The following is a 21,250-nucleotide window of genomic DNA, read 5'->3' on the forward strand; positions in this document are numbered from 1 at the left end:
CCCCGCCGAGCTCCCGGGCGCTCCCGGCCGCGCCAGGGCCCCGGGGGCGGCCGGCACGGCGCCCGTCAGGGGCCCGTCAGTACGGGTGGACGCCGACCGGGGCGGCCGGCGGCGGGCCGTAGCCCTCGGCGACGCGCTGGTGGTAGGTCTCCCGGTCGATGACCTCCAGGCCGACGATCTCCCAGGGCGGCAGCTTGGCGCTCTGCCGGTGCTCGCCCCACAGCCGCAGGGCGACGGCCGCCGCGTCGTGGAGGTCGCGGGCCTCCTCCCAGTAGCGGATCTCGGCGTGGTCGTTGGCATAGCGGCTGGTCAGCAGGAAGGGGTGGTCGTGGGCCAGCTGCTCCAGGGCACGGCGCACCTCCTGCAGCGGGGCCTCCGCTCCGGAGACGCTGAGGGTGATGTGCCAGAGCTTGGACAGCTCCCGCTCGGGGGTCCTCCCGTCCGTCTGCTCGGGCACGTCCTGCTCGTACTCGTCGAAATCGGCTCCGGCCTCGACGCTCGTCAGGGCGCGTTCGGCCGTCCCGCGGGGCAGTGCCCCTGGGCGCGCTCGTCTCACCGGCGGCCTCCTGTGTGATGCCTGTGCTGCGTGCTGCTGCATGCTGCTGCGTGTACTGCGCGTGCTGTCGTCCCCGCCCTCTCCGTGCCCCCGAGAGAAAGTTGACCAGCCCGCGGCGGCGCATGGGGCGGTTTTGGTAAAGGTCCCTACCGGATGACCAGAGTTTCAGCCGTTTCGGTTCACATGGGCACGGGGCACATGCGTGCGGTTCGCGTGCGTGCGGGTGACCGCACGCGGGTCACATCACGACCAGGTCGTCGCGGTGCACGACCTCGCGCTCGTACTCCGGGCCGAGTTCGCGTGCCAGGTCGTGGGTGGAGCGGCCGAGCAGCCGGGGAATCTCCTTGGCGTCGAAGTTGACGAGCCCGCGGGCGACGGCGCGGCCGTCGGTGTCCCGCAGCTCCACCGGGTCGCCGGCGGTGAACTCCCCCTCCACGGCGGCGATACCAGCCGCGAGCAGTGACTTCTTGCCCTCCACCACGGCCCGCACGGCCCCGTCGTCGAGGGTCAGCGCGCCCTGCGGGGTCGAGGCGTGGGCGAGCCACAGGAGCCGGTCGGCGGAACGGCGGCCGGTGCGGTGGAAGTACGTGCCGGTGTCGCGGCCCGCGAGGGCGTCGGCGGCGCGGCTGGCGGAGGTGAGGACCACGGGGATGCCGGCGGCGGCCGCGATCCGGGCCGCCTCGACCTTGGTGACCATGCCGCCGGTGCCGACGCCCGCCTTGCCGGCCGAGCCGATCTCGACGTGGGCGATGTCGTCGGGACCAGTGACCTCGGCGATCCGCGAGGTGCCGGGCTTGGACGGGTCCCCGTCGTAGAGCCCGTCCACGTCGGAGAGGAGGACGAGCAGGTCCGCGCGGACGAGGTGGGCGACGAGGGCGGCGAGCCGGTCGTTGTCGCCGAAGCGGATCTCGTCGGTGGCGACGGTGTCGTTCTCGTTGACGACCGGCAGGGCGCCCATGGCGAGCAGCTGGTCGAGGGTGCGGTAGGCGTTGCGGTAGTGGGCGCGGCGGCTGGTGTCGTCCGTGGTGAGCAGGACCTGGCCGACGCGGATGCCGTACCGGGCGAAGGAGGCGGTGTAGCGGGCGACGAGCAGGCCCTGGCCGACGCTGGCGGCGGCCTGCTGCCGGGCGAGGTCCTTGGGGCGGCGGGTGAGGCCGAGCGGTGCGAGACCCGCGGCGATGGCGCCGGAGGAGACCAGGACGATCTCCTTCTCGCCACCGCTGCGGACCTTGGCGAGGACGTCCACGAGGGCGTCGACGCGGTCGGCGTCGAGGCCGCCGGAGGCGGTGGTCAGCGAGGACGAGCCGACCTTCACCACGATCCTGCGGGCTTCCGTCACGTACTGCCTGGCCTGTGTCACCTGCGTCGTCCTCGCCGTCATGCTCTCGGTCGTGCTCTCGCGCCCGTGCGCTCGCTCGGCAGGCAATCTACGCGAGCGGCGCCGGGCGCCGCCCGTCTATTCCGCCGGCTGGACAGCGCTTGCGGTGTGTGCCTGCCAGGCCGAGGCGATCATGGAACGCACGTCGTGGCGGGCCTTCCAGCCCAGCTCGGCGGCGCTCCGTTCGGCGGAGGCGACGACCTTCGCCGGGTCGCCGGGGCGCCGGGCGACGACCTCGGGCTCGACGGTCCGGCCGGTGACCTCGCGGACCAGGTCGATCATCTCCCGTACGGAGACGCCCTCGCCGCGGCCGATGTTGAGGGTGAGGTCGCGGAAGTCGCCCGCGGCGGCGGACTCGGTGAGCCGGCGCGCGGTGGCCAGGTGGGCTTCGGCGAGGTCGTCGACGTGGATGTAGTCGCGGACGCAGGTGCCGTCGGGGGTCGCGTAGTCGTCGCCGAAGATCAGCGGCGGCAGTCCGGCGTCGAGGCGCTGGAAGACCATGGGGACGAGGTTGAAGACACCGGTGTCGGCGAGCTCGGGCGCGGCGGTGCCGGCCACGTTGAAGTAGCGCAGACACGCGGTGGCCATGCCGTGCGCGCGGCCGGCGGAGCGGACCATCCACTCGCCCGTGACCTTCGTCTCGCCGTACGGGCTGAGGGGCGCGCACGGGGTGTCCTCGGTCACCAGATCGGTGTCGGGCATGCCGTACACGGAGGCGGAGGAGGAGAAGACGAAGCCGGTCACGCCGGCGTCGGCGGCCGCTTCGAGCAGGACCTGGAGGCCGCTGACGTTCTCGCGGTAGTAGAGGAGCGGGCGCTCGACGGACTCGCCGACGGCCTTCTTCGCGGCGAGGTGGACGATGCCGCGGACCGCGTGGTCGCGCAGGACCCGGTCGAGGAAGGGCCGGTCGAGGACGCTGCCGCGCTCCAGCGGGACGCCGGCCGGGACCCTGGCCGGATCGCCGGTGGAGAGGTCGTCGAGGACGACCACCCGCTCACCGGCCTCGGTCATGGACTTGACGACATGGGAACCGATGTAACCGGCGCCGCCGGTGATGAGCCACGTCATTCGGGCAGCCTAACCCGAACGGGCCGGGGCACCGCCCGAACCGGGCGGGGACCAGTACGGGGGTCCCGCGCCGGGACCGGCAGGATCCCGGCGCCCCTGGCCGAACCCGAACCGGGCGGGGACCAGTACGGGGGTCCCGGCCGGGACCGGGCAGGACCCCGGACCGTACCCCGGCGAGGGCCCGGGACCGGAACCGACTCGTCAGGTCGCCGCGCCCGCACCCGCACCCGCGCCCGGCCCCGGGCGCGCCCGGGCCTCAGGCCCGGTCCGCCAGCGAGCGGCGGAACGCCACGCACTCCTCGTACACCGGGAGGATCCCCGCCTCGCGGGCCTGGGCCAGGGTCGGGCCCTGGGCGTCCTTCGCCGAGAGTTCGGGCTCGCCGTCGACCGGCCATTCGATGCCGATCTCCGGGTCGAGCGGGTAGACCGTGCGCTCGCGCTGCGGGGCGTAGCCCTCGGAGCAGAGGTAGGTGACGGTGGCGTCGTCGGTGAGCGCGCAGAAGCCGTGGCCGAGGCCCTCGGAGAGGTAGACCGCCTTGCGGTCCTTGTCGTCGAGGCGCACGGCCTCCCAGCGGCCGAAGGTCGGCGAGCCGACCCGGACGTCCACGATGATGTCGAGCACGGCGCCGCGCACGCACGTCACGTACTTGGCCTGGCCGGGCGGGACGTCGGCGAAGTGGATGCCGCGCACGACCCCGGCGGCGGACACCGACAGGTTGCCCTGCTTCAGGCCGAGCGGGTGCCCGACGGCCTCGGCCAGCGCGTCGGCCTTGTACCACTCGAGGAACAGGCCTCGGGCGTCACCGTGCTGCTGCGGGACGAACTCCCAGGCACCCTCGATGCCCAGCGGGTTGACCTTCATGGGACCGATCCGTCCTCTCTCAGGCCTTCTCGGCCTCGTACGCGAGCAGGTTCAGCAGGTAGTCGCCGTAACCGCTCTTGGTCAGCGGCTCGGCGAGGGCGCGCAGGTGCGCGTCGTCGATGAAGCCGGCGCGCCAGGCGGCCTCCTCCAGGCAGCCGATCTTCATGCCCTGCCGCTCCTCGACCACGCGGACGTACTCGGAGGCCTGGACGAGGGACTGGAAGGTGCCGGTGTCCAGCCAGACGGTGCCGCGGTCGAGGACCGAGACCTGGAGCTCGCCGCGGTCGAGGTAGTACTTGTTGACGTCGGTGATCTCCAGCTCGCCGCGGTCGCTGGGCTTCAGGCCCTTGGCGATCTCGACGACCCGGCTGTCGTAGAAGTAGAGGCCCGGCACCGCGTAGCGGGACTTCGGGTTCTTCGGCTTCTCCTCGATGGAGCGGGCGCGGCCCTGCTCGTCGAAGTCGACGACGCCGTAGGCGGTGGGGTCGGAGACGGCGTGGGCGAAGACGACGCCGCCCTCGGGCTCGCTGTACCGGGCGAGCTGCCGGCCGAGGCCGACGCCGTGGAAGATGTTGTCGCCGAGGATCAGCGCCACGGGCTGGTCGCCGATGAATTCCTCACCGATGACGAATGCCTCGGCAATTCCGTTCGGGTGATCCTGAGTGGCGAACTGGATGTCGAGACCGAAATCGGACCCGTCGCCCAGAAGCCGCTCGAACTGCGGGCGCTCCTCGGGGCCCGTGATGATCAGAATCTCCCGGAGCCCCGCCATCACGAGGGTCGACAGGGGGTAATAGATCATCGGCTTGTCGAAGACCGGCATCAGCTGCTTCGACACGGCCCGGGTGATCGGCCACAGTCGGGAGCCGGTACCACCGGCGAGCAAAATTCCACGCATGGGCACGCAGCCTACGGCAGGCCCGCGGGGCCGCCCGCCACCCGGGCGGCGGGCCGTCGGGCGCCCGCCGTGAGAACGGTCACGAACGGCGGCGCGAACGACGGGGCGACGGACTCGGGAACGGACCGGGGGAACGGGCGCCGGAAGCGGAACCCATAGAATGAGGCCCCTTATGAGGATTCTCGTCACCGGCGGCGCCGGGTTCATCGGTTCACAGTTCGTGCGGGCACTGCTCTTGGGAGAGCTGCCCTCGGGCGAGGGTGCCCAGGTCACCGTCCTGGACAACCTCACCTATTCGGGCAACGAGGCCAATCTCGCCCCGGTGGCGGACCGGCCCGGCTACTCCTTCGTCCGCGGCGACATCCGCGACCACGGAGTCGTCGACGAGGTGATGCGCGGGCAGGACGCGGTCGTGCACTTCGCCGCCGAGTCCCACGTGGACCGCTCGATCCTCGACTCCTCGCCGTTCGTGACGACGAACGTGCTCGGCACCCAGGTCCTCCTGGACGCCGCCAAGCGCCACGGCGTTGGCCGGTTCGTGCACGTCTCCACCGACGAGGTCTACGGCTCCATCGCCGAGGGCTCGTGGACCGAGGACTGGCCGCTCGCGCCGAACTCCCCGTACTCCGCCTCCAAGGCCGGCTCGGACCTGCTGGCCCTGTCGTACCACCGCACCCACGGCATGGACGTCGTGGTGACGCGCTGCTCCAACAACTACGGGCAGTACCACTTCCCCGAGAAGATGATCCCGCTGTTCACCACGAACCTGCTGGACGGGAAGAAGGTGCCGCTGTACGGCGAGGGCCTGAACGTGCGCGACTGGCTGCACGTCTCGGACCACTGCCGGGGCATCGAGATGGTGCTGCGCGGCGGCCGCGCCGGTGAGGTCTACCACATCGGCGGCGGCACCGAGGTCACCAACAAGGAGCTCACCGGCCTGCTCCTCGAGGCCTGCGGCGCGGGCTGGGACATGGTCGAGCACGTCGAGGACCGCAAGGGCCACGACCTGCGCTACTCCCTGTCGATCGAGAAGATCCGGAACGAGCTCGGCTACACCCCGCTCGTCTCCTTCGAGCAGGGCCTCGCCGACACCGTCCAGTGGTACCGCGACAACCGCGCCTGGTGGGAGCCGCTGAAGGCGAAGGCGGCGCTGTCCGCATGAGCACCGAGCAGCACACCGGCGCCCCGTCCTCGCCGGCCCGCTGGCTGATCACCGGCGCCGCCGGCATGCTCGGCCGCGACCTCGCCGAGGTCCTGGCCGAGGCCGGCGCGGACGTCACCGCGCTCACCCGCAAGGACCTCGACATCACCGACGCCGAGGCCGTCCGGGCCGCCGTCGCCGGCCACGACGTGGTCGTCAACGCGGCCGCGTGGACCGACGTCGACGGCGCCGAGACCGAGGAGGCCGCGGCCACCCGGATCAACGGGGACGGTCCGCGCGCCCTCGCCGCGGCCTGCGCCGACAGCGGCGCCGTGCTGCTCCAGGTCTCCACCGACTACGTCTTCCCGGGCGACGCCACCGAGCCGTACCCGCACGACGCCGCCACCTCCCCGGTGAACGCGTACGGCCGCAGCAAGCTGGCCGGTGAGCGGGCGGTCGCCGAGCTGCTGCCGGAGCGCGGCTATGTGGTGCGCACCGCCTGGCTGTACGGCGCGCACGGCCGCAACTTCGTGTCGACCATGCTGGGCCTGGCCGAGCAGCGCGAGACGGTCGACGTCGTCGACGACCAGCGCGGTCAGCCGACCTGGACCCGTGCGCTCGCCCGCCAGCTGCGGGACCTGGGCGAGGCGGCCGTCGCGGGCCGGGCCCCGGCGGGTGTCTACCACGGCACGGCCTCGGAGACGGCGACCTGGTTCGACCTGGCCCGGGCGGCCTTCGAGCTGACCGGCCTCGACCCGGAGCGGGTGCGGCCGACCACGTCGGAGAAGTTCGTACGCCCCGCGCGCCGCCCCTCCTACAGCGTCCTCGCGCACGAGCGCTGGGCCGAGGCGGGCGTGGCGGTGCAGCCGCACTGGCGCGAGCAGCTCGCGGAGGCCCTGAAGACGATGGCGCCGGGCGGACGGTCCGGCGCGTGACCCTGCTCGACCGCATCACCACCGCCCTGCCGCGCGGTGCCGCCTTCGTGGGCATCGGCACCGCGCTGCTCGGCGGCGCCAACTACGTCCATCTCGCGGCGGCCGGCCACTCGCTGTCCGTCGACGACATGGCGAGCTTCTCGGTCCTGTGGACGGTCGTCGCCTCCGTCGGGCTCGGCCTCTTCTTCCCGGTCGAGCAGGAGGTCACCCGGGTGGTGGCCGCCCGGGTCGTCGCCGGTGACGGCGCCCTTCCCGTGCTGCGGCGCGGGGCGGTGCTCGCCGGCGGGCTGCTGGCCGTGGTGCTGGTGCCGCTGGCGCTGTTCGCCGGGCCGCTCGCCGACCTCTTCTTCCACGGCGACCGGAGCCTGGTGCTGGCGCTCGGCGGTGCCTTCACGGCGCTCGCCCTCGCCCATCTGACCCGTGGCGTCCTGGCCGGGCTCGGCCGCTTCGAGGTGTACGGACTCCAGCTGGGTCTCGACGGGCTGCTGCGGATCGTGCTGTCGGTGGTCCTCGCGCTCGTCGGCGTCTCGTCGTCGTTCGTGTTCGCCGCCGTGATGACCGCCGCGCCGCTGATCGCCGTGCTGGTCACCCTGCCGCCGGTGCTGCGCGGCGCGCGGGGCGGGACGACGGCCGAGTGGCGGGAGCTCATCGAGCACCTGGGACTGCTGGTCGGTTCCACCCTGCTGGCGCAGGTCCTGGTCAATGTCGCGGTGGTCAGCACCAAGCTGATCGCCACGGACGACAGCGCCCTGGTGGCGGCCCTGCTGTCGGCGCTGGTCCTCGCGCGCGTGCCGCTGTTCGCGTTCGGCGCCTTCCAGGCGTCGCTGCTCGCCGGTCTGTCGACCGCGCAGGCGGAGGGGGACACCCGCGGTTACCGGCGGCTGCTGCTGCGGGCCTCGGCGATGACGGCGGGCCTCGGCGTGGCCTTCGGTGTCGGAGCGGTCGCGCTCGGCCCCGTCCTGCTGCCGGTGCTGTTCAACTCCCCCGACGTGCTCGGACCGCTCGACTTCATGTGGCTCTCGCTCGGCACGACGCTGTACATGCTGGCGATGGTGCTCGGTCAGGCGCTGCTCACCAGCGGTGCCGCGCGGCAGCAGCTGATGGCGTGGACCGTGGGTACGGCGGCGCTCGTGGCCGTCACTCTGAGCCCGCTGGAGCTGCGCGGCCGGGTCGAGATCGCCTATGCGGTGGGGTCACTCGCCGTGGTCACCGTCATGATGCTCGTTCTTCGCTCTCGTGTAGTCTACCGTTCGGTGCACTCATCGGAATGATCTTCATTCCCTCACTCTCCGTGATCGATTTCGACGGACAGTGGGCTGCAGCCGTACGGCGCCCTTCGCCCCCTTTTGGAAGTAGACAGGCCGTTTCCATGAGTCGTCCGATAGACCGGAGCCCGGCGTGAAGTTGTGGATGCTGACTTCGGTCACCGGGGTCTTTCTCGTCGCGTGCATCGTCGAGCTGCTGCGCCGCCGCAAGCTCAAGGAGAAGTACGCGTTCCTCTGGGTGCTCACCGGACTGGTGATCATCCCGCTCGGCTTCTTCCCGAGCGGCCTCGACTCGGTCGCCCGTGCCGTGGGCGTCGCGTCGGGCGTCAGCCTCATCCTCTTCCTCAGCGTCGCCTTCCTCTTCATCGTCTGCCTGCAGCTGAGCTGGGAGGTCGGCCACCTGGAGGAGGAGGGCCGCACCCTTTCGGAGGAAGTGGCGCTGCTGCGCCTCGACGTCGAGGAGCTGCGCGAACAGCTCGCGACGCGGCGGACGGACCCGGCGACCGGGCAGGAGGGCCGCAAGTGATCGACGGCAAGCGTGTACTGATCATCATGCCCGCGTGGAACGAGGCCGAGGGCGTCGCCGACGTCATCAAGGAGGTCCACACCACGCTGCCGGGCGCCGACGTGCTCGTCGTGGACGACGGCTCGGCCGACGACACGGCCGCCGTCGCGCGCGGCGCGGGCGCGACCGTGCTGAAGCTCCCGTACAACCTGGGCGTGGGCGGCGCGATGCGGGCCGGCTACCGCTACGCGTACGACCGCGGCTACGACGTCGCCATCCAGGTCGACGCCGACGGCCAGCACGACCCGCGCAACGTGCCCGAGCTGCTGGCCCGCCTGGACGCCGGCGCCGACCTCGTCATGGGCGCGCGGTTCGCCGGCACCGGCGACTACGAGACCCGCGGCCCCCGCAAGTGGGCCATGCTGGTGCTCGCGTTCTGGCTGACGCGGATGGCGAAGACCAAGCTGACCGACGTCACCTCGGGCTTCCGCGCCTCCAACCGCGACCTCATCGACGTCTTCGCCCACTGGTACCCCGTGGAGTACCTGGGCGACACCGTGGAGTCCACGATCGCCGTGGTCCGGGCCGGCTACCGCATCGAGCAGGTGCCCGTCGCCATGCGTCCGCGCGCCACCGGCACCCCCAGCCAGTCCCCGTGGAAGGCCACGCTCTACCTGGGCCGGATCGGCATGATCCTGCTGCTCGCGCTCAGCCGCCGCTCCGCCCTCGGCCCGAAGAGGAAGGGCAAGTGACCGCGGTGCGAAACCCCGGCCCCGGCGCGTCGGACGGCACCGACCGTCTCGGCACCCTCGACATCATGCTGCCGCACTACGGCGACACCGGTCTGATGCAGGCCGCCGTCCGCAGCGTCCTCGAGCAGACCGACGAGAACTGGCGGCTGACCGTCGTCGACGACGGCAAGGAGGAGGGCGTACCCGAGTGGTTCGCCTCCCTCGGCGACGACCGGGTCCACTACCAGCGCAACGAGACCAACCTCGGCATCACCGGGAACTTCGCCAAGTGCGTCGACCTGGTCGAGTCCACGCACTTCAGCATGCTCGGCAGCGACGACCTGCTGCTGCCGAACTACGTGGCCACGATGCGCGCGGCCGTCTCCGCCGTGCCCGACGCGGCGATCTACCAGCCGGGCGTCCAGGTCATCGACGAGCACGGCAAGCCGTCCACCTCGCTCGGCGACGAGGTCAAGAAGCGGCTGTACGCGCCGAAGACCGGCGGCCGGCGCCTGGTGCTGTCCGGCGAGCCGCTCGCCTCGAACCTGCTCGGCGGCAACTGGCTGTACTTCCCCTCGATCGTCTGGCGCGCCGACGTGGTCAAGGAGATCGGCTTCCGCAAGGACCTGTCGGTCATCCAGGACCTGGCGCTGATCATCGAGCTGATCCGGCGGGGCGAGAAGCTGGTGGTCGAGCCGGCCACCGCCTTCCGCTACCGGCGCCACTCCGGCAGCCTGTCCTCCTCCGAGGCCGTCTCCGGCGCCCGCTTCGGCGAGGCCGTCCGCTTCTTCCAGGAGGTGGCCGCCGAGCTCGACGCGCACGGCTGGCCCAAGGCGGCCCGCGCCGCCCGGCTGCACCTGTCGATGCGGCTGCACGCGCTGACCCTGCTGCCAGGAGCCCTGCGCCGGCCCGACGCCGTACGCACCCTGCTGAGGTACGCCCTGACCGGCTCTCGATGACCGTCCGCGCGGGGCGGCGGGTCTTCCCGCCGCCCCGCCGTATTCTGTCCGTCCCGCCCCCGCCCGTCCCGGAGCCCGCCCTCATGACTCCCACGCAAGCAGCAGCCCGGCCATCGGCAGCCGCACCCCGGTTCAGCATCATCGTCCCGGCCTTCCGCGTCGAGGCGTATCTGCGGGACTGCCTGGACTCCGTCCTCGGCCAGTCGTTCGAGGACTTCGAGCTGATCGCGGTCAACGACGCCTCGCCCGACGCGTGCGGCGAGATCATGGACGAATACGCGGCGGCGGACCCGCGGGTGGTGGCGGTCCAGCTCGCCGAGAACGTGGGCCTCGGCCGGGCGCGGAACGCGGGCATGGCCCGGGCCAACGGCACCTATCTGCTGTTCCTGGACAGCGACGACACGATGCTGCCGGGCGCGCTCGCGGCCATCGACCAGCGCCTCGCCGAGACCGACGACCCCGAGCTGCTGGTCTTCGACTACTCCCGGACCCACTGGGACGGCCGAATCAGCCCCAACGCCAAGGCGAAGGTCCTCGCCGACAGCCCGCCCGACGCCGTCGGCCTGGCGGACAACCCGGCGCTGCTCGACCTGCTCCAGGTCGCCTGGAACAAGGCGTACCGCCATGACTTCGTGAAGCGCTGGGGCTTCGAGTACCCGCACGGCTACTACGAGGACACGCCCTGGACCTACCCGGTGCTGATCGCCGCGGAGTCGATCGCGGTGCTCCCCCGGGTGTGCGTGCACTACCGCCAGCGCCGTCAGGGCAGCATCCTGCACAGCACCAGCCGCAAGCACTTCGACGTCTTCGACCAGTACGAGCTGGTCTTCTCCTTCCTCGACGCGCACCCGGAGTTCGACCGCTGGCGCGGCCCCCTCTTCGACCGGATGATCACCCACTTCCGGGTGATCGAGAACTCCCCCGGCCGGCTCCCCGACGAGGCCCGCGAGGAGTTCCGGGCGAAGTTCCTCCAGTACGAGGAGACCTACCGCCCCGCCGGGCACGTCAGCCCGCCGGCCGTCAGGCTCTCCGCCTCCCGCCGGGCCGTCGCCAAGCTGCCCGCCCCGCTGCGCGGCGCCGCCCGGCGCGCCTACCGCACGGCCCGCCGGGTCAAGGCGGCCCCGCGCAAGCTGCGCAAGCCGCTGCGCTCCGCGGTGCTCGCGGGCTACTACCGTGCCCAGCGGATGCTGCCGGTGCAGAACGACACGGCCGTCTTCGCCGCGTACTGGAACACGGACTACGCCTGCAACCCGGCCGCCGTCCACCAGAAGCTGCTCGAACTGGCACCGAAGGTGAAGACGACCTGGGTCCTCAAGCCCGGCTCGCGCAACACGCCGCCGCCCGGCACGCGGGTCGTCCACCCCGGTTCGTTCGGCTTCTGGCGGGCGATGGCCCGCGGCAAGTACTTCGTGAACAACGTCAACTTCCCGACCCGGGTGGTCAAGCGCCCCGGCCAGATCCACGTGCAGACGCACCACGGCACGCCGCTGAAGCGGATGGGCGTCGACCTGGTCGAGTTCCCGGTCGCCCAGGGCGACCTGGACATGAAGACGCTGATGAAGCGGGTGGACCGCTGGGACTACAGCGTCTCGTCCAACAGCTTCACCACCGCCGTGTGGGACCGCGCCTACCCGGCCGAGTACCGCTCGCTGGACTACGGCTACCCGCGCAACGACGTCCTGGTGCGGGCCGGCGAGAAGGAGCGGCGGGCGGCCCGCGAGAAGCTCGGCCTGGACACGGACTCCACCGTGGTCCTGTACGCGCCGACGCACCGCGACTACCAGGGCACGCCGAAGCCGCTGCTGGACCTGGAGCAGCTGGCGGTCCGCCTCGGCGAGGGCTTCACGGTGCTGTCCCGGGCCCACTACTTCCACCTGGACAGCCCGGCCGGCACCGGCCCCAAGGGCGGCTCCGGCGTCATCGACGTCAGCCGCCACCCGTCGGTGGAGGAGCTGTTCCTGGCCGCCGACTGCCTGCTCACCGACTACTCGTCGCTGATGTTCGACTACGCGCTGCTCGACCGGCCCGTGGTCATCTACGCCAACGACTGGGAGGTGTACCGCGCGACCCGCGGCACCTACTTCGACATCCACGTGGAGTCTCCGGGCCACGTGGTGGAAACCGAATCGGACCTTCTGGACGTCTTCCTCTCGGGGCGCTGGTCCGACGACGACTCCGCCACACTGCGGACCGAGTTCCGGAGGCGCTTCTGTGAGTTCGACGACGGCTTCGCGGCGGAGCGCGTGGTACGGAAGGTCTTCCTGAACCAGGAGAATGAACCGCCGGTGACCCTCCCCACGGAGCGTCCGGGCCCACGCACCCGCGGCTAGAGCTACCGTGTCCGGCGAGCCACGTCGTCGCCGCACGCACGAACACCTTGAAGAAAGGCGCAGTACCCAATGCCTCCCCGCCTGTCAGTCGTCGTTCCCGTGTACAACGTGGAGCTCTTCCTCGACGAGTGCCTCCAGTCGATCGCCGACCAGACGTTCACCGACTGGGAGGCGATCGTCGTCGACGACGGCTCGACCGACGGCAGCCTCGCCATCGCCCGTGCCTGGGCCGAGAAGGACGAGCGGTTCCGGGTGGTGGCGCAGGAGAACAAGGGCCTCGGCCCGGCTCGTAACACGGGTGTCGCCCATCTCACCGAGGGCACGGAGTACCTGGCGTTCGTGGACAGCGACGACGTCGTGCTGCCGGACGCCTACGCGCGGTTCGTCGAGAAGCTGGACGCGACGGGCTCCGACTTCGCCAGCGGCAACGTGAACCTGCTGAAGGCGGGCGAGGTCCTGCCGTCGCCGCTGCACCACAAGCGCCTGGGCAAGGACCGCGACCGCACGCACATCACCCGTGACAAGGAGCTCGTCTACGACCGCACGGCGTGGAACAAGGTGTTCCGCCGGTCGTTCTGGGACAAGCACGCCTTCGAGTTCCCCGGCATCCTCTACGAGGACGCCCCGGTGACGCTGCCGGCCCACTTCCAGGCCGCCGCCGTGGACGTGCTCGGCGAGCCCGTCTACCTGTGGCGGCAGCGGACCGGCGGCGCGCCCTCGATCACCCAGCGCCGGACCGAGCCGGTCAACGTCCGCGACCGCATAAAGTCCTGCGACTCCGTGAGCCGCTTCCTCGCCTCCCAGCCGGGCGAGGCGTTCGAGGAGCACAAGCGCTGGTACGACCAGATCTTCATCAGCGACGAGCTGCCGCTCTTCATGGGCGTGCTCGACGAGGCCGGCCCGGAGTTCCGCGAGCTGTTCATGAGCGGCGCCGCCGACTTCCTCGGCCGGGTCGACCCCCGGGTCCTCGGCCGGATCGACGTGTCGCTGCGGCTGAAGTGCCACCTGATCGGCGAAGGCCGGCTCGAAGAGCTCCTGAAGCTGATCACCTTCGAGCGCGAGACCGGCCGGGCGATCCCGGTCACCCGCCAGGGCCTGCGCCACGTCGCCGACTACCCGGTGCTCGACAAGGGCCGGACGGTCCCCCGTGACGTCCTGCGCGTGGGCCCCGAGTTCTCCGCGCGCGCCCGGGTCGAGGAGGTCGTCTGGCGCGGCGGCCGGCTGCACATCGACGGCCACGCCTACATCCGCAACCTGGCCGCCCCCAAGCCGAAGCCGTCCCTGCGCGTCCTGATGATGCGCGAGAGCGGCAGCCGGCGCACGGTCCTCGTCCGGCCCAGCCGGACGCGAGCCCCCAAGGCCACCCAGACCTCCGGCCAGTCGCTGCACAACTACGACTGGTCCGGCTTCTCCCTCGACCTCAACCCGGCCAAGCTGAAGGGCCGCGGCGGCTGGCGCGACGGCGTGTGGCGGATGACCGTCGCCACCGTCCAGGAAGGCGTGGCCCGCCGCACCCGGCTGAAGGCCGGCGAGAGCGGCAACGCCGAGAGCCCGGCCCAGCACTGGGTCGAGAAGGACGTCCGGATCGTTCCGTTCGTCGCCGACAGCCACCTGTACCTGCGGGTCGACAAGGTCCGCGCCAGGCTGACCGGGCACCGCCGGGCCGACGGCGCCGTCGAGCTGTCCGGTGCCCTCGCTCACGAGGCCGCCGCGCCCGGCGCGAAGCCGGTGCTGCGGCTCACCCACGCCACCTCCGGCGCGAAACTGCAGTTCTCCGTCGCCCGCGAGGGCGCCGCCGACTTCTCCGTACGGGTCCCGCTCGCCGACCTCGACGTCGAGGGCCGTGACTCCGACGACCTGGAGGTCACCGACAAGTGGGCGGCCGAGCTGGTCATCGGCTCGAAGAAGTTCCCGGTCGCCGTGGACGACCGGCAGGCCGACCTGGGGCGCCAGTACGCCTTCGACGGCACGGACACCACCGGGTGGGGCGCGCGTGCGGTGGCGGTCACCAATGACGGCGCCGGCCGCCTGGTGCTGCGCACCCAGCCGGTCCAGCCCATGATCGCGGACGCCACCGTGTCCGCGGACGGCCGGATCACCCTGGAGGGCGCGCTGCCCGCCACCGTCGACGAGCCGCTGGAGCTGGTGCTGCGCCACAGCCGGCACGCCGAGGAGCACCGCTACCCGGTCACCGCCGAGGACGGCCGCTTCCGCGCCGACTTCCTCCCGGTGCCCGACGGCTTCACCAAGGTGCCGCTGCGTCAGGGCCGCTGGTACCTGTTCGTGCGGACCGTCGACAGCCGGGTCGAGGTGCCGGTGCGGGCCGTCCCCGGCGCCCTCGGCTCCCTCCCCGTCCCGTTCTCGCTGCGCGGCCGCGACTACGCGCTGACCCACCGCTTCTACGACCGGCTGCTCATCGACGCCGCCTCCGACCTGGACGCGGACGAGCTCGGCTGGTTCCGTCAGCGCGAGATGCGGTCCACCGTCTACCGGCGGGCCCGCACCGCCCCGCTGAAGGACACCGTCCTCTACGCCTCCTTCTCCGGCCGCCAGTACTCCGACTCGCCCCGGGCGGTCTACGAGGAGCTGGTCCGCCAGGGCTCCGACCTGGAGCACATCTGGGTCGTGGAGGACCTGCGGTCCGAGATCCCCGAGGGCGTACGCGTCATCCGCCGCTGGAGCCGCGAGTGGTACGAGGCGCTCGGCACCAGCCGCTTCATCGTGACCAACACCCACCTGCCGTTCTGGATCGACCGCCGTGAGGGCCAGGTCATCGTGCAGACCTGGCACGGCACCCCGCTCAAGCGGATCGGCCACGACATCGACAGCGTGCAGTTCGCCGACCGCAAGTACCTGGAGAAGGTCGCCCAGGAGACCCCGAGCTGGAGCTTCCTGGTCTCCCCCAACCGCTTCTCGACCCCGATCATGAAGCGGGCCTTCCAGTACGACGGGGAGATCCTGGAGTCGGGCTACCCGCGCAACGACGTGCTGCTCGCCCCGAAGACGGAGGAGCTGGCGCGCACGGTCCGGGAGCGGATCGGGCTGCCCGAGGACAAGAAGGTCGTGCTGTACGCGCCGACCTGGCGGGACGACCAGTTCTACCAGGCCGGGAACTACAAGTTCGATCTCCGCCTCGACGTCGCGAAGGCGGCGCGGCGGCTCGGCGACGACCACGTCCTGCTGGTCCGCAAGCACTCGAACATCGTGGACGCGGTGCCCGGCGCGGGCGACGGCTTCGTCTTCGACGTGTCCAGCTACCCGGACATCGCGGAGCTGTTCCTGATCACCGACGTGCTCGTCACCGACTACTCGTCGCTGATGTTCGACTTCGCGAACACGGGCCGTCCGATGCTCTTCTTCACGTACGACCTGGAGTACTACCGCGACCAGCTCCGCGGTTTCTACTTCGACTTCGAGAAGCGGGCCCCCGGCCCGCTGCTGCAGACCTCCGACGAACTCATCGAGGCGCTCGGCGACATCGACCGGATCAGCGCCGGATACACCGACGCCTACCGGGAGTTCCGCGACGTGTTCTGCGACCTCGACGACGGCCGCGCCTCCGAGCGGGTGATCCGCCGGATGCTGGAGCTCGCGCACCCCGACAGCCCGTCCACCAAGTCAGCGGAGCAGCGGTGAAGACGCCTTCCCTCCCCCTCGTGAACCGGACCCTGGAACGGATCCCGCCGCAGCGGCGGCTCCCGTTCGCGGTCTACGCGGCCACCCAGCTGATCTTCCTGGTGTGGTGGGCCGCGTTCTACCCGGGCGGGATGAGCTACGACTCGATCTCGTACGTGTGGCACGTCACCACCGGCCACTGGATGTCCAACCACTCGGTGGCGTACGACGTCCTGGTCTGGCTCAGCATCCAGCTGACCGGTGACCTGGCCCTGCTGACGTTCGCGCAGTCCGTGGCGATGGCGGCGACCCTGGCCTACGTGGCGGTGACGCTGCGCATGTTCGGCGTCAAGGGGAAGTGGATCTTCGCGGCGGCGGTGGCGTGTGCGCTGCTGCCGTCCACCGGCACCTTCGTGATCTACGTGTGGAAGGACGTCGCGTACGCGATCGGCGCGATCCTCGCCTTCGCCGCGACGGGCCGCCTCGCGGCGCGCCGGCTGCGGGGCGAGTCCCAGGTCCGCGACAAGGCGTTCCGCAACGAGATCGCGGTCCTGTTCGTGGGCTTCCTGTTCATGAGCATCTTCCGCAACAACGGCCTGCTGGTCGCGCTCATCGCGGTCCCGGTGCTGCTGCTGACGCTGCCGAAGGTGCGCAGGTGGCTGCTGTTCGCGACGGTGCTTCCGGCGGTGATCGGTGCGGGCCTGCAGCTGGTCGTCTACCCGGCCGTCGGCGTGAAGACGCCGACCAAGGACCAGGTGTACGCGATGAACTACGCGGACATCGCGGTGGTGTACGGCCAGGTGCCGCACACCTTCACCAAGGCCGACAAGACGCTGATGGCGAAGGTCGCGCCGCTGTCGCACTGGGGCGGGAAGGCGGCCAACTGCTACAACGCCGACTGGGCGATGCAGAAGCCGATGAACCGCAAGCTGGCGGAGAAGTACAACGACCAGCTGGTCGACCTGTGGTTCCGGGTCCTGGAGCGCACGCCGGACCGGATGATCTCGGCCCGGCTGTGCCGCTCGCACATCGCGTGGTCGCCGTATCCGGGTCCCGTGGACAAGATGGGCCACACCCTGATCAGCCCGCCCGCCGTGCCGAAGAACCTGTTCGGCTGGGCGGACTGGAACCCGGACATGAAGGAGAGCCCCTACCGGCCGATCCTGAAGATCCGCCCGCTGTCGTACAAGCTGAACGACGCGGCGTACTTCGTGTGGCAGGCGAGCAAGACGGCGCAGCTGCAGTGGCTGCTGTTCCGCGGGGCGATCTGGTGCTACGCGGCGTACGCGGTCGTGCTGGCCTTCTCCCGCAGGAACCGCACCTGGGCCCCGGTGGCCCTGCTCGCGGTCCCGCTGGCCCTCCAGCTCACGGTCGTCGCGGCGAACCCGGCCCCCCTGGCCCGCTACATGTTCGCCCCGCTGTTCCTGGGCATCCTGTGCCTGCCGCTGATCGGCGCGAAGCCCCGCTTCACCAAGCGCGCCGACCCGGCACCGGCCGCCCCGGCCCCGGAGCGCGCCTCCGCCTCCACGGACACCGACCCGGACACCGACCCGGACCCGGACCCGGAACCGGCCCGGGTCGCCTGACGGCCTGACTCCCGGAACCCCCGGAACCCCCGGACGACAGCGAAGGGGCCCGCCTCCCAGAGGAAGCGGGCCCCTTCGCCGTAGGCGGCCGTCGTTTCTAGAACGGGTTGAACTCGTCGAACTCCCGCTGCGCCTCGTCGTGCTCCGCCTGCCGGTCGCGGCGGCGCTGGGCGGCGGGGCGGGGAGCCTCCAGGCGGTGGTCCTCGCCGCGGCGGCCGAGCATCTCGGCGCCGGCGACCATCGTGGGCTCCCAGTCGAAGACGACCGCGTTCTCCTCGGAGCCGATGGCGACGCCGTCGCCGGCGCGGGCGCCGGCCTTCATCAGTTCGTCCTCGACGCCGAGGCGGTTGAGACGGTCGGCGAGGTAGCCGACGGCCTCGTCGTTGTTGAAGTCGGTCTGGCGGACCCAGCGCTCGGGCTTCTCGCCGCGGACGCGGTACACGTCCTCCTGCTCGTCGTAGGTGACGGTGAAGCCGGCGTCGTCGACCGCCTTCGGGCGGATGACGATCCGGGTCGCCTCCTCCTTCGGCTTGGCCGCGCGGGCCTTCGCGACGATCTCGGCCAGCGCGAAGGACAGCTCCTTCAGGCCCGTACGGGCGACCGCGGAGACCTCGAAGACGCGGTAGCCGCGCTCCTCCAGGTCGGGGCGGATCATGTCGGCGAGGTCCTGGCCGTCCGGGATGTCGATCTTGTTGAGGACGACGATGCGCGGGCGGTCCTCGAGGCCGCCGTACTGCTTCAGCTCCTCCTCGATGACGTCGAGGTCGGTGACCGGGTCGCGGTCGGACTCCAGCGTCGCCGTGTCGAGGACGTGGACGAGCACCGAGCAGCGCTCGACGTGGCGCAGGAACTCGAGGCCCAGGCCACGGCCCTGGCTGGCGCCGGGGATGAGACCGGGGACGTCGGCGATGGTGTAGACCGTCGAGCCGGCCGTGACCACGCCGAGGTTCGGGACCAGCGTCGTGAAGGGGTAGTCCGCGATCTTCGGCTTGGCGGCCGACAGCACGGAGATCAGCGAGGACTTGCCGGCGCTCGGGTAGCCGACGAGCGCCACGTCGGCGACCGTCTTGAGCTCCAGGACGATGTCCTGGACGTCACCGGGCTCGCCGAGCAGCGCGAAGCCGGGCGCCTTGCGCCGCGCGGAGGCGAGGGCCGCGTTGCCGAGGCCGCCGCGGCCGCCCTGGGCGGCGATGTACGTGGTGCCCTGGCCGACCAGGTCGGCCAGGACGTTGCCCTTCTTGTCGAGGACGACGGTGCCGTCGGGCACGGTCAGGACCAGGTCCTGGCCGTCCTTGCCGGAGCGGTTGCCGCCCTCGCCGGGCTTGCCGTTGGTGGCCTTGCGGTGCGGCGAGTGGTGGTATTCGAGGAGCGTGGTGACGGACTGGTCGACGACCAGGATCACGTCACCGCCGCGGCCGCCGTTGCCGCCGTCCGGGCCGCCGAGCGGCTTGAACTTCTCCCGGTGGACGGAGGCGCAGCCGTGGCCTCCGTTACCCGCGGCGACGTGCAGCTCGACGCGGTCCACGAAGGTGGTCATGTTCTGTGCCTCCAGAGAGATTAAGCGTGGAATGTCTATCTAGTAACACGCGAAAGGCGGACCCGCTTCCCCGTACGGGAAGTGAGGTCCGCCTCCGCAAAGTGTCCGATCAGGCGACCGGAACGATGTTCACGACCTTGCGGCCACGGAAGGTGCCGAACTGCACCGAACCGGCCTGCAGGGCGAACAGCGTGTCGTCGCCGCCACGGCCGACGCCCGCGCCCGGGTGGAAGTGGGTGCCGCGCTGGCGGACCAGGATCTCACCCGCGTTGACGACCTGACCGCCGAAGCGCTTCACGCCGAGCCGCTGGGCGTTGGAGTCGCGACCGTTCCGGGTGGACGATGCGCCCTTCTTGTGTGCCATTGCTCAGTCCCTCTTTACTTCGCGGCCGTCGGGATGGACGTGACCTTGATCGCCGTGTACTGCTGACGGTGACCCTGGCGACGGCGGTAGCCGGTCTTGTTCTTGTAGCGCAGGATGTCGATCTTGGCGCCCTTGTGGTGGTCCACGACCTCGGCCTGGACCTTGATGCCCGCCAGGACCCACGGGTCGCTGGTCACGGCGTCGCCGTCGACAACGAGCAGGGTCGAGAGCTCGACCGTGTCGCCAACCTTGGCGGTGGAAATCTTGTCAACCTCAACGATGTCGCCGACAGCAACCTTGTGCTGGCGACCACCGCTGCGCACGATGGCGTACACGCGGATCTCTCTCTCACTCGGTAACGGGACCTCTGATGCCAGCCGCCCGCGCGGGCCGGGGGCCCACGGCGATCCGGAATCGGACGAGCGGCCTCTCCCGGAGACCCGGGAGGGAGGTGCTCAGAGGTGTGGCGTGCATACCGACACGCCGACGGTCTAGGTTACGGGCGGCTCCCGTAGGGGGTCAAATCTCGGTCGTCTCGGCGACGAAGCCCTTGAGCCAGGCGCGGAAGTCCGGGCCCAGGTCCTCGCGCTCGCAGGCCAGCCGCACGATGGCCCGCAGGTAGTCGCCGCGGTCGCCCGTGTCGTAACGGCGCCCCTTGAAGACGACGCCGTGCACCGGGCCGCCGACCCGCTCGTCGACCGCCATCTTCTGCAGGGCGTCGGTCAGCTGGATCTCGCCGCCGCGGCCCGGCTCCGTCTCGCGCAGGACGTCGAAGACGGCCGGGTCGAGGACGTAGCGGCCGATGATGGCGAGGTTGCTGGGCGCCTCGGCCGGCTCCGGCTTCTCCACCAGGCCGGTGATCCGTACGACGTCGGCGTCGCCGGTCGGGTCGACGGCCGCGCAGCCGTAGAGGTGGATCTGCGCCGGGTCGACCTCCATGAGCGCGACCACGCTGCCGCCGTTCTCGCCGAGCACCTCCAGCATGCGGGCGAGCAGCGGGTCGCGCGGGTCGATCAGGTCGTCGCCGAGGAGCACCGCGAAGGGCTCGTCACCGACGTGCGGGGCGGCGCACAGCACGGCGTGACCGAGGCCGCGCGGATCGCCCTGGCGCACGTAGTGCATGGTGGCGAGCTCGTTGGACTCCTGGACCTTGGCGAGGCGCTCCTCGTCGCCCTTGCGGACCAGCGCCTCCTCCAGCTCGTAGTTCCGGTCGAAGTGGTCCTCGAGCGGCCGCTTGTTCCGCCCGGTGACCATCAGGACGTCGTCGAGCCCCGCCGAGACCGCCTCCTCCACGACGTACTGGATCGCCGGCTTGTCGACGACCGGCAGCATCTCCTTCGGCGTCGCCTTCGTGGCGGGAAGGAAACGCGTACCGAGGCCGGCGGCGGGGATCACGGCCTTGCGCACGCGAGGGGCGGGGGTGTTGTTCATCGGGCTGGTTCCTGGTTTCCGATCCGGGGGGTCAAAGCGTGTGGACCGTCCTCGGGAGGAGGACGGCCCACACGGGTCGCGTCGGGGAC

The 21,250-nt window shown here is 71.2% G+C and carries 18 protein-coding genes; 9 read left to right on the forward strand and 9 right to left on the reverse strand.

Annotated features, from left to right (window positions below):
• Positions 1-76: 76 nt before the first annotated feature.
• The 5 genes from ABTZ91_RS05280 to rfbA all read right to left on the reverse strand — a co-directional run bounded on the left by ABTZ91_RS05280 (position 77) and on the right by rfbA (position 4,762).
• Positions 77-556: a hypothetical protein gene (locus ABTZ91_RS05280; RefSeq protein ID WP_352075776.1), complete on the reverse strand. Its 480-nt coding sequence runs from the start codon at positions 554-556 to the stop codon at positions 77-79.
• 238 nt (positions 557-794) lie between these two features.
• The gene (proB, locus tag ABTZ91_RS05285; RefSeq protein WP_352075777.1) at positions 795-1,916 is read right to left on the reverse strand and encodes a glutamate 5-kinase; all 1,122 of its coding nucleotides are present in this window, start codon (positions 1,914-1,916) and stop codon (positions 795-797) included.
• A 96-nt stretch (positions 1,917-2,012) separates the two neighbouring features.
• The gene (gene galE, locus ABTZ91_RS05290) at positions 2,013-3,002 is read right to left on the reverse strand and encodes a UDP-glucose 4-epimerase GalE (RefSeq protein ID WP_352075778.1); all 990 of its coding nucleotides are present in this window, start codon (positions 3,000-3,002) and stop codon (positions 2,013-2,015) included.
• Positions 3,003-3,258: 256 nt separating this feature from the next.
• Entirely contained in the window at positions 3,259-3,864 is a 606-nt protein-coding gene (gene rfbC / locus ABTZ91_RS05295) for a dTDP-4-dehydrorhamnose 3,5-epimerase (RefSeq protein ID WP_352075779.1), read from the reverse strand.
• A 19-nt stretch (positions 3,865-3,883) separates the two neighbouring features.
• Positions 3,884-4,762 carry a glucose-1-phosphate thymidylyltransferase RfbA gene (gene rfbA / locus ABTZ91_RS05300; RefSeq protein WP_352075780.1) on the reverse strand — a complete coding sequence of 293 codons (879 nt, stop codon included), beginning with the start codon at positions 4,760-4,762 and terminating at the stop codon, positions 3,884-3,886.
• A gap of 172 nt (positions 4,763-4,934) precedes the next feature.
• On the opposite strand from rfbA, the gene rfbB reads away from it, so the two are divergent.
• From rfbB to ABTZ91_RS05345, 9 genes are all read left to right on the forward strand, one after another.
• Entirely contained in the window at positions 4,935-5,924 is a 990-nt protein-coding gene (gene rfbB, locus ABTZ91_RS05305) for a dTDP-glucose 4,6-dehydratase (RefSeq protein WP_352075781.1), read from the forward strand.
• A complete protein-coding gene (gene rfbD / locus ABTZ91_RS05310) occupies positions 5,921-6,838 on the forward strand; it encodes a dTDP-4-dehydrorhamnose reductase (RefSeq protein ID WP_352075782.1) in 918 nt (305 codons plus the stop codon). Before rfbB ends, rfbD begins: the two co-directional genes overlap by 4 nt.
• Entirely contained in the window at positions 6,835-8,109 is a 1,275-nt protein-coding gene (locus tag ABTZ91_RS05315; protein WP_352075783.1) for a hypothetical protein, read from the forward strand. Before rfbD ends, ABTZ91_RS05315 begins: the two co-directional genes overlap by 4 nt.
• 139 nt (positions 8,110-8,248) lie before the next feature.
• Positions 8,249-8,629 (forward strand): DUF2304 domain-containing protein, encoded by a 381-nt coding sequence (locus ABTZ91_RS05320; protein WP_352075784.1) that lies wholly within the window; start codon positions 8,249-8,251, stop codon positions 8,627-8,629.
• The gene (locus ABTZ91_RS05325) at positions 8,626-9,360 is read left to right on the forward strand and encodes a glycosyltransferase family 2 protein (RefSeq protein ID WP_352075785.1); all 735 of its coding nucleotides are present in this window, start codon (positions 8,626-8,628) and stop codon (positions 9,358-9,360) included. The genes ABTZ91_RS05320 and ABTZ91_RS05325 overlap by 4 nt, the downstream gene beginning before the upstream one ends.
• Complete coding sequence (locus ABTZ91_RS05330) at positions 9,357-10,298, forward strand: glycosyltransferase (protein WP_352075786.1); 942 nt, start codon at positions 9,357-9,359, stop codon at positions 10,296-10,298. Before ABTZ91_RS05325 ends, ABTZ91_RS05330 begins: the two co-directional genes overlap by 4 nt.
• Positions 10,299-10,381: 83 nt before the next feature.
• Positions 10,382-12,628, forward strand: a complete 2,247-nt coding sequence (locus ABTZ91_RS05335) for a bifunctional glycosyltransferase family 2 protein/CDP-glycerol:glycerophosphate glycerophosphotransferase (protein ID WP_352075787.1) — start codon at positions 10,382-10,384, stop codon at positions 12,626-12,628.
• 69 nt (positions 12,629-12,697) lie between these two features.
• Positions 12,698-16,264 carry a CDP-glycerol glycerophosphotransferase family protein gene (locus tag ABTZ91_RS05340; protein WP_352075788.1) on the forward strand — a complete coding sequence of 1,189 codons (3,567 nt, stop codon included), beginning with the start codon at positions 12,698-12,700 and terminating at the stop codon, positions 16,262-16,264.
• Between the two features lie 20 nt (positions 16,265-16,284).
• A complete protein-coding gene (locus ABTZ91_RS05345) occupies positions 16,285-17,829 on the forward strand; it encodes a DUF6020 family protein (RefSeq protein ID WP_352075789.1) in 1,545 nt (514 codons plus the stop codon).
• A gap of 97 nt (positions 17,830-17,926) precedes the next feature.
• On the opposite strand, the gene obgE is transcribed toward ABTZ91_RS05345, so the two are convergent.
• The 4 genes from obgE to galU all read right to left on the reverse strand — a co-directional run bounded on the left by obgE (position 17,927) and on the right by galU (position 21,161).
• Entirely contained in the window at positions 17,927-19,366 is a 1,440-nt protein-coding gene (gene obgE / locus ABTZ91_RS05350; RefSeq protein ID WP_352075790.1) for a GTPase ObgE, read from the reverse strand.
• Positions 19,367-19,475: 109 nt separating this feature from the next.
• Positions 19,476-19,730: a 50S ribosomal protein L27 gene (gene rpmA, locus ABTZ91_RS05355; RefSeq protein WP_010476314.1), complete on the reverse strand. Its 255-nt coding sequence runs from the start codon at positions 19,728-19,730 to the stop codon at positions 19,476-19,478.
• Positions 19,731-19,744: 14 nt separating this feature from the next.
• A complete protein-coding gene (gene rplU, locus ABTZ91_RS05360) occupies positions 19,745-20,065 on the reverse strand; it encodes a 50S ribosomal protein L21 (protein ID WP_010476312.1) in 321 nt (106 codons plus the stop codon).
• Between the two features lie 184 nt (positions 20,066-20,249).
• Positions 20,250-21,161, reverse strand: a complete 912-nt coding sequence (gene galU / locus ABTZ91_RS05365) for a UTP--glucose-1-phosphate uridylyltransferase GalU (RefSeq protein WP_352075791.1) — start codon at positions 21,159-21,161, stop codon at positions 20,250-20,252.
• Between the last annotated feature and the right edge of the window lie 89 nt (positions 21,162-21,250).

This window comes from Streptomyces sp. NPDC126499, assembly GCF_040302485.1.
Taxonomy (GTDB): domain Bacteria; phylum Actinomycetota; class Actinomycetes; order Streptomycetales; family Streptomycetaceae; genus Streptomyces.

What these genes read in the sequence shown, in the direction of transcription:
- galE (WP_352075778.1), bottom strand. Translation starts at nt 3,002, where the DNA reads ATGACGTGGCTCATCACCGGCGGCGCCGGTTACATCGGTTCCCATGTC.
- rfbC (WP_352075779.1), bottom strand. Translation starts at nt 3,864, where the DNA reads ATGAAGGTCAACCCGCTGGGCATCGAGGGTGCCTGGGAGTTCGTCCCG.
- rfbA (WP_352075780.1), bottom strand. Translation starts at nt 4,762, where the DNA reads ATGCGTGGAATTTTGCTCGCCGGTGGTACCGGCTCCCGACTGTGGCCG.
- rfbB (WP_352075781.1), top strand. Translation starts at nt 4,935, where the DNA reads ATGAGGATTCTCGTCACCGGCGGCGCCGGGTTCATCGGTTCACAGTTC.
- rfbD (WP_352075782.1), top strand. Translation starts at nt 5,921, where the DNA reads ATGAGCACCGAGCAGCACACCGGCGCCCCGTCCTCGCCGGCCCGCTGG.
- ABTZ91_RS05320 (WP_352075784.1), top strand. Translation starts at nt 8,249, where the DNA reads ATGCTGACTTCGGTCACCGGGGTCTTTCTCGTCGCGTGCATCGTCGAG.
- ABTZ91_RS05335 (WP_352075787.1), top strand. Translation starts at nt 10,382, where the DNA reads ATGACTCCCACGCAAGCAGCAGCCCGGCCATCGGCAGCCGCACCCCGG.
- ABTZ91_RS05340 (WP_352075788.1), top strand. Translation starts at nt 12,698, where the DNA reads ATGCCTCCCCGCCTGTCAGTCGTCGTTCCCGTGTACAACGTGGAGCTC.
- obgE (WP_352075790.1), bottom strand. Translation starts at nt 19,366, where the DNA reads ATGACCACCTTCGTGGACCGCGTCGAGCTGCACGTCGCCGCGGGTAAC.
- rpmA (WP_010476314.1), bottom strand. Translation starts at nt 19,730, where the DNA reads ATGGCACACAAGAAGGGCGCATCGTCCACCCGGAACGGTCGCGACTCC.
- galU (WP_352075791.1), bottom strand. Translation starts at nt 21,161, where the DNA reads ATGAACAACACCCCCGCCCCTCGCGTGCGCAAGGCCGTGATCCCCGCC.